Here is a 10,736-nt window from a genome sequence, read left to right as displayed (position 1 = left end):
GCCCCCGCCCCACCCACCGAACCCGACGCGCTACACAAACCCCCACCAAACCGAAACGGGCCGCCGCAGGCACATAAGGGGCGCGGGGAACTGCGCAAAACGCCCGCCCCCACCAAGCGGCACAGGCCGCCGCAGGCACCCCGCCTACCATGTCCCGCATCGATCAGCCGATCACCGCGCCGCACCCACCACCGTGCCAGGCGCCCAGCAAGGGGAGGCCCCCATGACGACGATGCCCGACCACCACCTGCACGCCTTCATCACCGACCTGCCCAAGGCCGAACTCCACGTCCACCACGTCGGCTCCGCCTCCCCCCGCGTCGTCTCCGAACTCGCCGCCCGCCACCCCGACTCCAGGGTCCCCACCGACCCCGAGGCCCTGGTCGACTACTTCACGTTCACGGACTTCGCCCACTTCATCGACGTGTACCTCAGCGTCGTGGACCTGATCCGCACCCCCGAGGACGTACGGCTCCTCACCTACGAGATCGCCAGGGACCTCGGCCGCCAGCAGGTCCGCTACGCCGAGCTCACCCTCACCCCGTTCTCCTCGACCCGCCGCGGCATCGAGGAACGCGCGTTCATGGAGGCGATCGAGGACGCCCGCAAGGCGGCCGAGTCGGAGTTCGGGACCGTACTGCGCTGGTGCTTCGACATCCCCGGCGAGGCGGGTCTGGAGGCCGCCGAGGAGACGACGAGGCTCGCCACCGACGACCGCCTCCGCCCGGAGGGCCTCGTGTCGTTCGGCCTCGGCGGCCCCGAGATCGGCGTACCCCGCCCCCAGTTCAAGCCGTACTTCGACAGGGCCATCGCCGCGGGCCTCCACTCCGTCCCGCACGCCGGCGAGACCACAGGACCGGAGACGGTGTGGGACGCCCTCATCCACCTCCGCGCCGAACGCATCGGCCACGGCACGAACTCCTTCCGGGACCCGAAGCTCCTCGCGCACCTCGCCGAACACCGCATCCCCCTGGAGGTCTGCCCCACCTCCAACATCGCGACCCGAGCCGTCCGCACCCTGGACGAGCACCCGATCAAGGAGTTCGTGCGGGCGGGGATCATCGTCACGATCAACTCCGACGACCCCCCGATGTTCGGCACGGACCTGAACAGCGAGTACGCGGTGGCGGCAAGGCTCCTGGAGCTCGACGAACGGGGCCTGGCCGACCTCGCGAAGAACGCGGTCGACGCATCGTTCCTGGACGAACCCGGCAAGGCGAGGATCAAGGACGAGATCGAGACCTACACGGCCACCTGGCTCGCGCCCTGAGCCCACCACAATGGACGCATGCAGAAGCTGACCGCCGTGGCACACCGCGGCGACCCCTACCGCGTCCGTGAGAACACGATCGGCTCCCTGCGTGCCGCGCTCGACCGGGGCGCGGACGCGGTGGAGATCGACGTACGGCTCACCAGGGACGGCGTACCGGTCCTGCTCCACGACGACACGTTGAAGCGGCTGTGGGAGCACGATCGGCCGCTGCTGTCCCTGTCGGCGGACGAGGTGCGGGGACTGACGGACGGCCAGGTGCCGACGCTCGCGGAGGCGCTCCGGGCCACCGACGGCCACCGACTCATGCTCGACCTGCCCGGCACGAGGGAGATACGGGTCGCCCGCCGCGTGGTCGACGTGGTCCGCGAGCACGGCGCCCAGGACCGCGTCTACTACTGCGCCGACGCCACCGCCATGCTCGCCGTACGCGGAGCCGACCCGTCCGCGGAGATCGCCCTCACCTGGACGAGCCTCGCACCCCCGCGCCCCGTTCTCCTGGACGCGGTGCGGCCCCGCTGGCTCAACTACCGTTTCGGCCTGGTCGACCGGGACCTCGCCGACCGCATCCACGCCGACGGCTACCTGATCTCCGTCTGGACCCCCGACACCCGCCGCTCCATGCGCCGCCTGGCCGCCGCGGGCGTCGACTCGATCACGACGAACCGGGTGGACGTGCTGTGCGCGCTGCGGGCGAACTCCGCTTAGAGGCCGGAGTACGCCCGCGGCGGCGAGATCGCCTGCGCGTCCGCGCCCTCCCCCACCCACAGCCGGATCAGCAGCGCCGCGGTCGCCTCCAAGAGCCCGGCCCGGTCGAGTCCCCCCGCGCTCAGCGGCTCGCAGCCCAGGTCGCGGACGAGTCGTCGTACGACGGACAGGGCCCCCTCGTCGTCCCCGCACAGCGGCACCGCGAGGGGGCGGCCGTCGAAGACGGGCGGGGTGAGGCGCCACACGTCGACGTGGCACAGGTTGAAGGCCTTGACGACATGGGCCGAAGGCGCGGCGAGAGCGATGCGTTCGGCGGCCGCGGGCCCGCCCGCCGTGAGCAGGCCGAAATCGCGGCCGACCGGATTGGTGCAGTCGATCAGCACCTTCCCCCGCAGCATCTGTCCGAGCCCGCCCACCACGTCGACGACCGCCTCGTACGGCACCGCGAGCAGCACCGCGTCCGTGCCGGACTCCGCGGCCTCGCGCAGCCCTCCCGAGCGACTCCCGGTGACCACCTGGTGCCCGGCCCGCCGCCACTGTGAGCCCAGCGCGTCGGCCATCCCGCCCCGGCCGATGATCCCCACCCGCATGATGCCTCCCGTTTCTCCGGATCTCCCACAACAGTAGGAAGCCGCTCGGGCACCATTCGGTACGTGACCACCGACCTCGCCTTCCTCGCCGACTGCCGCACCCGGCTCGCCTTCGACCTCGTCTCCAACACCTGGAACCCCGTGGTGATCTGGGCTCTCAAGGACGGCCCCGGACGCCCCGGTGAACTGCGGGCCCGTATCGGCGGGATCAGCCAGAAGGTGCTGACGGAAACCCTGCGCAGGCTGGAGTTCAACGGGCTCGTCGCACGACAGGCGTACGGCGGCTCGCCGCCCCGCGTGGAGTACGAACTGACCGGCCTGGGGCGGACGTTGCTGACGCCCATCGAGGCCTTCGGCGCCTGGGCGCACGATCACGGCGACGAGGTGATGGACGCGCAGGAGCGCTACACCCGGGACTCCTGAGCGACGGTCGCCGGGTCGACGGGGGTCGACCGCGTGACGTACTGCGGAACCGGGGTGTCGTCCTTGCCGGTGTCGCGGACCAGGCCGTAGCGGATCGCGCCGTTCGGAGGCCCGGAGTCGACGTCCTTGGTCACGGCGTCCCAGCTCGACGGGAAGACGCTGAGTCCGTAGTCGGCGCCGCGCTCGTTCTGGACGAGGGTGACGCTGCCGTCGACGTAGAAGTACTCGTTCTGCCACATCTGCTGGGTACCGGCGGGCAGGACGGCGTACCCGGTGGTCGGGTCGCCCATGCCGGTGGAGGTGCTGTCGGTGGCGCTGAGCGGGTCGTCCATACGGCGGCCGCCGCCCGAGGCCACATGGAAGAGCTTGCCCTTGAGACCGGTCCAGGCCGGCATGACCAGGCTGCCGGCCCGGGAGAGCGGCGCGATCTGCCAGCGGACCAGCACGTAGCCCTTGCCGGTCAGGGTCACGCTGTCACCGCGGTGGTTCATGACGGCGTGCGCACCGCCGGTGCTGGTGATGCCGGTCTCGGGCCGGTGCGGAAGGGCCGCGGGCGGGGTGTCGGGATCCGGTGCCCGGTCGACGGCGTCGACGACACTGCCGTAGAGGGCGGCCTTGGTGGGTGTCGCCGAGGGCGAAGGGGACGCCGACGGCGAGGCCGACGGGGTTTCCGCCCCGGGCGGCGCGCGATGGGTGCTCGCCGCCGTGGGCGAGACCGCCACCCGCGGTGGCGGGGCATCCGGCGTCTGTGTCACGACGTACGCCCCGCCCGCGACGAACGTGGCGCCCGCGGTGGCCGCGACAACGGGCTGAGTGAGGGCGCCCATCACCTTGGCGGACCAGCTCATGGACGCGACCGTGGCGGTGGCGGCCGCGGCCGTCTTGCCGCCGAGGGCCAGCGAGAGCGTGAACCCGAGCGGGACCGGCACCAGCGCGATCCCTACGAGGAGACGCTCCGCCGGTACGACGGACTCGCGGGTGTCGCCGCAGTAGCCGCAGCCGCGGATGTGCCGGGCGAGCCGCTTGCGCCAGACCGAGTCGGGGCGGCCGTTCCAGCGGCCGGTCAGTTCGCGCAGGTCGGGGCAGGCGCCGTCAAGGGCGCGGACGATGCCCCGGGAGGTCTCCAGGCGCTCCTTCATCCGCTGCACGCGGACGGCGGCGTGCTGCCTGTTGATACCGACGGCGGCGGCCAGTTCCCGCCGGGTGAGCTCGCCCGCGACCTCCAGCCACCACAGGGAGAGCAGTTGCCGGTCCTCGTCGTCGAGCCAGCGCGCCGCCTCCGCGACCTCGCGCCGCTGCCCTTCCAACTGGAGTCTCAGTACGGTGAGTTCGGCGAAGTCGGTGGCCCCGCGCGCGTTCGACTCGTCCAGCGGGGCGGGGGTTCTACGGCGGGCCCGGTCCCGTATCTGCCGCATGGCGATGGCGACCAGCCAGGACCGGAAGCTGTCCCGGTCGCGCAGGCTGCCGAGGTTGTCGACGGCCCGCAGCATGGTCTCCTGGACCACGTCATCGACATCGGCGTGGCCGTTCAGGGCGCGGCCGACGATGTTGTACACCAGCGGCAGCCAGCCCTCGACGAGCTCGTCCAGCGCCCGGCGGTCGCCGTCCTGCGCCGCCGCGATGGTGTCGCGCCACTGCCGCGTGTCCACGTCGTCCTTTCCGGCCGGTGCCCCTTCATGCGTGTTCGTGCGTGGAGACGGAGTGAAGGGCTCCGCGATAACACTTTTTCTCCCCCTAGGGGTTTCTCCCTGACAACTCCCCTACAGACAGCGTGGGTTGCTCAGGGTTGCCCCAGGGTCCGGGCCCTTCTCGCCGACGATCCCGCCGTCTGGACAGCCCCGCAGGATGATCACACACATCCCACACCTCCAGGAGCCCACTCATGCGTGACCTCCGTCGCAGAAGCATCCTCGCCGGCGCCCTCGCCGTGCCCCTGACCGCCGGCCTGCCGGCCTCGTCGGCGACAGCGCGCGGTGCCTCCGCCCCGGACGCCGCGGCGTTACGCGTCGCGATCGCGGGGCTCCCGGACGCGGACGCCACCGCGGCCCTGATCCGGGTGGGCGGCACGGACGGCAGGTGGCGGGGCAGTTCGGGTGTGCACGACCTGGAGAGCGGACGGCCCGCCGATCCGGCCGCGCGGTTCCGGGCCGGTTCGACGACGAAGGTGGTGACGGCGGCGGCCGTACTGCGGCTGGTGGCCGCCGGGGCGGTCGACCTGGCCACGCCCGTGCAGCACTACCTGCCCGGCCTCCTCGGCAGACGCTTCCGGCCGATCAGCATCCGCCAGCTGCTGAACCACACCAGCGGAATCCCGGCGGGCGACGGTCTCGGGACCACCTTCGAGGAGGTGTACGCCCACCGCTTCGACACGCTCACCCCTCAGCGGGTCGCCGCGTCCGCGGGTGCGAAGGAGCCGGAGTTCCGCCCGGGGAAGGAGCAGCACTACCTCAACATCAACTACACCTTCCTCGGCCTGCTGATCGAGAGGGTGACCGGACGGTCGTACGCCTCCGAGGTCACGCGGCTGGTGCTCGCGCCGGCCGGGATGCGGGACACGTACTTCCCGGGCACCGACCCGCGCATCCGCGGCCCGCACAACCGGGGCTACCAGGCGGTGGAGAGGCCCGACGGGACGACGGAGTTCCTGGACGTCACGGAGTGGAACCAGGCGGACCGGTTCGCGGCCGGGGACATGATCTCCACCACCGCGGACCTGGAGCGCCTGCTCACCGCTCTCTTCCGGGGCCGGATCGTCCGGAAGCCGCAGCTGGCGGAGATGTTCACGGTTCCGGCGGACATCCCCGGCGCGAGTTACAGCGCGGGCCTCCAGCGCTTCGAGTCCGACGGGAAGGTCTACTGGGTCAAGTCCGGCGGCCGGTACGGCTACAACTCGGCGTTGGCCGCCACCCGCGACCTGAGCCGCACCCTCGTCTACTCGGTCAACTCCACCGACGCGAAGAGCGAGGACGCGAACCCGGTCGTGGTCCGGATCATCATGGCAGCGCTCAAGTAGCGGGCACCGTTCGAGGGTTCGGCGGCGTGAGCGTCTCCAGCCGCTTGATCCTCTTGCGTACGACGTACAGCGGGACGACACCGAGCACCCCGAACGCCATGTCGATCACGCTCCACCAGAAGGGGATGCCCCGGATCGGGCCGCAGACCAGCGCGAGCGGAACGATCCCGGCGCAGGCGATCATCCCGAACTCGACGACCCAGATGTTGCGGACCGGGTCGCGGTAGGGGCCGTAGAAGGCGACCGCGATGACCAGGTGCGCGAAGGCCAGCCAGTCCGTGCCGTAGAGGAGGAAGGGGTAGTCGGAGTCGGCGGTGTCGAGCCCGCGCCGGACGCGCACGATCCAGTCCATGAGGGCGTCCGGTGTGGGCAGGTGCCGCAACAGGTCCTCGGTCCAGCACAGTTCGTGGACCAGAGGGAAGGCCGTGGCACCGCTGAGCACGAGGCAGACGACGAAGAAGGCCAGCCATGCGCGGATGCCCCTGAGTTGGGCGGCTCTGTCGCTCATGGCAGCAGCGTACGCCTGCATTTGAACACGTTCAAAAGAGCTTCCGGTGGTGTGTGTCACCACCCGGTACGGACCGCCGACGGCTCGACCGTCGGGAGCCGGGTGGCGGACGCGACCGGCGGGTCGGACGGGGTGGGGAGGGTGGTCTCCGACCGTCGGCCGATGGGGCTCGGTTCAGTGGGTCTCGGTTCAGTGGGTTGGGGGCTCGGGGTGAGCGAGGCGGACCGCTCGGGTGCGGGGCTGGTCGCCTCCGGAGGGGCCATGGGGATCGTCGGGGAGCGGGGGGAGTCGGAGGCGGACGGCCGCAGCGGCAGGAAGGCGAGCGCGGCGACACCGACGGTCAGGGCGGCCCCGGCGGCGGCTCGCAGCAGCCTGCGGCGGGCGGCGCCGCGGCGGATCGCCTCGTAGCGACCGGGAGGTGCGCCGAGGTAGTCGGCGGAGGGGCGCAGGAGGACGGTGAGCGGGTCGTCGGGGTCGCGGTCCGGGCCCTCGTCAGAGTGTGTGATCAAGGCTTCTCCTCAGGTGGGCGCGGAGCAGTTCACGGGCCGCGTGGAGGTCGGCCTTGACGGTGCCCTCCTTGCGTCCGGTCAGCACGGACACCTCCCGGATCGGCATGTCAGCGTAGTAGTGGAGCAGGATCGGCACGCGCAGCCGTTCCGGCAGGGACTGCACGAGCAACCGGACCGAGGGGTCCGCCTGTTCGAGAGGCGGGCTGATCGCGGCCTCGGTGGTGGCCCGGCGCACCGCCTTGCGCTCGCGCTCCACCTTGCGCCAGTGGTCCCGGACCAGATTGGCCGCGGTCACGTAGAGGAAGCCGCGCGGTTCGTCCACGGTCGTCCAGCGGGCCCACAGGCGGGTGAACGCCTCCGAGGCGATCTCGTGGGCCGTCCCGTCGTCGTCGACGAGTCGGCGGCACCAGCCGGCGAGGCGCGGGTAGAGGGCGGCGAACAGCTCGGACGCTGCCTTCTCGCGGGACCGTTTCAACGTTCTCCAGAGGGGGGTGGCGTTCGGGGAGGAAGACCCCGGACCGGCGGGAGAGGTTCCCGCGCGGCCCGGGGCACGGACGCCGTCAGGGGCCGACTGAGCGCAGTGCCGCGAAGACGATCACGTTGTCGAGGTAGCCGTCGCCGGTGCGGGCTCCGCCGCAGGTGATGAGCCGCAACTCCGGTCGGTCGACATCGCCGTAGACCTCCTTTGTGGGGAAGTCCGCCTTGGCGACCGTGCGCACCTCGGTCACGGCGAACACCGCCGACATGCCGTTCTTCAGACGCGTCTCGATCTCGTCGCCCTTGCGCAGGTCCGTGAGGTGCCGGAAGACGCCGTCGCCGTAGGAGCCGACCGTGACGTGGCCGAGGATCACCGACGGTCCCTGCTGCCCCGGGGTCGGCGAGTGCTCGTACCAGCCGGCCCGGTCGTGCGCGGCGATCGGCGGCACCTGCACACTGCCGTCCTTCGCGAGTCCGAGCCGTATGAGCGGGGTGTCGACGCCGACGGCCGGGATGCGCAGGGCGACGGGGATCGAACGCCCGAGCGTGCCAACGGACTTGGCTCCCGACGGCGCGCTGACGGAACCCCCGCTTGAGGTGCCGGTGGCCGTGGAGCTCCCGCCCGAGGTGCCGGTGACCGCGGGACTCCCGCCCGGCCCACCACAACCGACGAGCACCCCGGCCAACACCGCGACGGCGAGCACCCGCGCGACCGCCGCACGAGAGGGCGCACGCCCTCTCACTCCGACAAGGCCACCCTCCGCGCCGAAGGACCCTCGCCCCGCCGCAGCGATGGAGGCACACCCGGCAGGGCGGGCAGGACCGCACCCCGCGCCGCCGGCGGCCGTGCCCGCGGCCGAAACCGAGGGCCCCTGCCGAACCGAGCCGACCAGTCCCCGCCCCGCCGTCCTCACCAGAGCCCGCCCGGAGTCCGTCACCCCTCGTTCACTCGCCGACGCCGGACCAGCAGCACCGCACCGCCGCCCAGGACGACGGCCGCGGCGGCGCCCCCGCCGATCAGGGTGCCGCGGGAGGAGCCCGAGGAGGTCGGGGCCTCGCCGGTGTCGGGGGCTCCGCTGGGGACGACCGAGACCTGGCCCCGGGAGTCCGAGGGCACCGCGCTCGGAGCCCTGGTCGGCTCGGAGCCCTCGGTCGGCACCGGGCTCGGCGCTGTGGTGGCGCCGGGCGCCGGCGAGGCGGAGGCCCGCGTGTCGGTGGGGGCGGCGGTCGGGGACTGGTCCGTCCCGTCGGCGAACGCGGGCACCGCGCCCGCCAGGACTGCGGCGCACGCGAGGGCCAGGGCACTGGGGCCGGTTCGACGCATGGATCGCTCTCTCTTTCGTCGGTCGCCCCACCGGCGGGACCGGCGGGGGCATGGTTCGAGCGGAGAGACGACCCGGAGGAGAGACAGGTTGTAAAGAGATGGCAAAGCCGGCAGGGCTCAGACCGCCGCATGCGCGGAAACGCCCGCTGCAGTACGGCGGTCCGGGCGCGGCCTGCGGCCCTGCCGTAGGGCCATCGGCTCGTGACGCGGCGCCCAGTTGTCGACACGCAGCAACCGCGGGCGCTTCCGAGCAAGGAGCTTGCCGGCGGGCGCCCCACCCGATCCCGGGCCGGGCCCGAAGAAGGTGCGTCACGAGCGGAAGCCGGTGCACAGATGAGCCTCGCCTGGCAGCGGCCACCAGGTCGCAAGCGGCGCCAGGGCCTTCACAACCTCGTCAGAGCCGAGTCGACCGTCGCGGTCTCCGGGGCGGGGTGCGGCGTCCTGAGCAGTTCGTGAACGAGGGCGGCCACCACGAAGGAGGCCGCGTAGCTGACGTCGACACCGCCCAGCAGGTGGCCGATCGGCCCGGTGTAGACGTCGGTGGCCATGAACGGCACCGACGCGCCGATGCCCAGGAAGAACGCCAGCAGCGCGCGGGGGCGTGTGCCCCGGTACGGGCCGGTCCGGTCCTGGAAGGCCGTGGGCTGCGGGTAGCCGCGGCCGCCCTGGTGCGTCCTGTAGAAGTCGATGAGAAGGATGGCCAGCCAGGGCATGACGAAGTACGAGACCATCAGCAGGAAGGTGTTGAAGTGCGACTGGAAGTTGCCGCCGCCCAGAAGGAGTGACAACACACAGCCGACCGCTCCGCCGAGCACGACGACGGTGGTGCGGCGCAGGGGGAGGTCGCAGGTCAGGCCGGCCATGGCGCCGCTGTAGAGGTTGACCGCGTTGTGGGAGAGGGCCCCGACCACGAAGACGGCCAGCACCAGTTTCAGCAGCGGTGCCGGCAGCACGACACCGAGACCTGCGAGCGGGTCACCGCCGGCCAGCGTGGTCAGCGCGGCGCCCAGCACCATCATCCAGGTGGCAGAACTGAAGAGTCCGCCGAACGCCCAGAAGAACATGGACCGGGCGCGCCCGTTCGCGGGAAGGTAGCGCGAGTAGTCGGAGGCGTAGATGGTCCAGCTGACGGTGTAGGAGAACACGACGCTGCACACCAGCAGCCACGTGGTCACAGAGTGACCCGAGGAGGCGGACGTGGTCGGAGCGGGTCCGGTCCCGTGCACCACCACGGCGACGGACACGATGCCGAAGACCACCAGACTCACGCGTGTCAGCCATTGGCCCATGGCTTGCAGGGTGTCGTAACCGAAGACGGCGATCAGCACGCTCAGCCCGGCGACCACCACGACCATGGGCGTGTACGGCAGTCCGGTCAGGTTCGCCAGTGAGCGCGCGCCGAGTACCGTGCCCAGGCTGAAGTAGCCGATGAACAGCAGGATGCCGAGGAACGCGGGGACGTAGTTCCCCCGGTAGCCGAACGCTGACCTGGTCATCGTGACCTGCGGTATACCCAGGCGCGGCCCCATCACCGCGCAGGCGGCGGTGGCCAGCGAGCCGAGGAGGTTGCCGACGGCGATCGCGGTGACGCTCCCGACCAGGCTCAGCCCGAGCGGAACGCCGGCACCGCCGAGCACCACCGGTGCCAGGTAGACGACGGGTGCGAAGCGCATCGAGAACTGGTCCCGCTCGCGGCCGTGCCGACGGCTGTCGTCGACCCAGTCGATCCCGTGATGCTCGGTGAGGGGTCTTTCCGTCCGGCCTGACACAGCACGGTCTTTCTTCATGGCGTCCTCTGGGGTGCGTGGTGGGAGATGACGGGGCCTGCGCGGCGCCGCTCGACGGTGTCGGTGGATGACCGAGACCGCCGGCTCGTCCGGGCGGTGGCTCACCGTTGCACTCAGGTAGTTACCT

Annotated in this window: 12 protein-coding genes; 4 read left to right on the top strand and 8 right to left on the bottom strand. The window is 71.7% G+C overall.

Features of this window, described 5'->3' with window-relative positions:
• The first annotated feature begins 223 nt into the window (after positions 1–223).
• Positions 224–1,270, top strand: coding sequence for an adenosine deaminase (locus ACI2L1_RS38150; RefSeq protein WP_404744031.1), 1,047 nt, complete (start codon positions 224–226; stop codon positions 1,268–1,270).
• Positions 1,271–1,288: 18 nt separating this feature from the next.
• Positions 1,289–1,978 carry a glycerophosphodiester phosphodiesterase gene (locus tag ACI2L1_RS38145; protein ID WP_404744030.1) on the top strand — a complete coding sequence of 230 codons (690 nt, stop codon included), beginning with the start codon at positions 1,289–1,291 and terminating at the stop codon, positions 1,976–1,978.
• Here ACI2L1_RS38145 and ACI2L1_RS38140 read toward each other — a convergent pair.
• Positions 1,975–2,568 (bottom strand): NADPH-dependent F420 reductase, encoded by a 594-nt coding sequence (locus ACI2L1_RS38140; RefSeq protein ID WP_404744029.1) that lies wholly within the window; start codon positions 2,566–2,568, stop codon positions 1,975–1,977. The genes ACI2L1_RS38145 and ACI2L1_RS38140 overlap by 4 nt on opposite strands.
• Positions 2,569–2,631: 63 nt before the next feature.
• On the opposite strand from ACI2L1_RS38140, the gene ACI2L1_RS38135 reads away from it, so the two are divergent.
• Complete coding sequence (locus tag ACI2L1_RS38135; RefSeq protein ID WP_404744028.1) at positions 2,632–2,991, top strand: winged helix-turn-helix transcriptional regulator; 360 nt, start codon at positions 2,632–2,634, stop codon at positions 2,989–2,991.
• Here ACI2L1_RS38135 and ACI2L1_RS38130 read toward each other — a convergent pair.
• Entirely contained in the window at positions 2,973–4,640 is a 1,668-nt protein-coding gene (locus ACI2L1_RS38130) for an RNA polymerase sigma factor (protein ID WP_404744027.1), read from the bottom strand. The genes ACI2L1_RS38135 and ACI2L1_RS38130 overlap by 19 nt on opposite strands.
• A gap of 233 nt (positions 4,641–4,873) precedes the next feature.
• On the opposite strand from ACI2L1_RS38130, the gene ACI2L1_RS38125 reads away from it, so the two are divergent.
• Positions 4,874–6,004 (top strand): serine hydrolase domain-containing protein, encoded by a 1,131-nt coding sequence (locus ACI2L1_RS38125; protein WP_404744026.1) that lies wholly within the window; start codon positions 4,874–4,876, stop codon positions 6,002–6,004.
• Here ACI2L1_RS38125 and ACI2L1_RS38120 read toward each other — a convergent pair.
• The 6 genes from ACI2L1_RS38120 to ACI2L1_RS38095 form a co-directional block, all read right to left on the bottom strand.
• Positions 5,997–6,512 carry a hypothetical protein gene (locus tag ACI2L1_RS38120; RefSeq protein WP_404744025.1) on the bottom strand — a complete coding sequence of 172 codons (516 nt, stop codon included), beginning with the start codon at positions 6,510–6,512 and terminating at the stop codon, positions 5,997–5,999. The genes ACI2L1_RS38125 and ACI2L1_RS38120 overlap by 8 nt on opposite strands.
• Before the next feature lie 56 nt (positions 6,513–6,568).
• Entirely contained in the window at positions 6,569–7,021 is a 453-nt protein-coding gene (locus ACI2L1_RS38115; protein ID WP_404744024.1) for a hypothetical protein, read from the bottom strand.
• On the bottom strand, positions 7,005–7,496 hold the full coding sequence (locus tag ACI2L1_RS38110) for an RNA polymerase sigma factor (RefSeq protein ID WP_404744023.1): 492 nt from the start codon (positions 7,494–7,496) through the stop codon (positions 7,005–7,007). The genes ACI2L1_RS38115 and ACI2L1_RS38110 overlap by 17 nt, the downstream gene beginning before the upstream one ends.
• A gap of 85 nt (positions 7,497–7,581) precedes the next feature.
• Positions 7,582–8,241, bottom strand: coding sequence for a class F sortase (locus ACI2L1_RS38105; RefSeq protein WP_404744022.1), 660 nt, complete (start codon positions 8,239–8,241; stop codon positions 7,582–7,584).
• Positions 8,242–8,432: 191 nt separating this feature from the next.
• Complete coding sequence (locus ACI2L1_RS38100; protein ID WP_404744021.1) at positions 8,433–8,822, bottom strand: sortase-dependent protein; 390 nt, start codon at positions 8,820–8,822, stop codon at positions 8,433–8,435.
• Positions 8,823–9,205: 383 nt separating this feature from the next.
• On the bottom strand, positions 9,206–10,609 hold the full coding sequence (locus tag ACI2L1_RS38095; RefSeq protein ID WP_404744020.1) for a purine-cytosine permease family protein: 1,404 nt from the start codon (positions 10,607–10,609) through the stop codon (positions 9,206–9,208).
• Positions 10,610–10,736 lie beyond the last annotated feature (127 nt).

Source organism: Streptomyces sp. NPDC019531 (genome assembly GCF_044903305.1).
Taxonomy (GTDB): Bacteria; Actinomycetota; Actinomycetes; order Streptomycetales; family Streptomycetaceae; genus Streptomyces.
The sequence above is the reverse complement of the archived record's forward strand: the minus strand, read 5'-3'. Positions and strand labels throughout refer to the sequence as shown.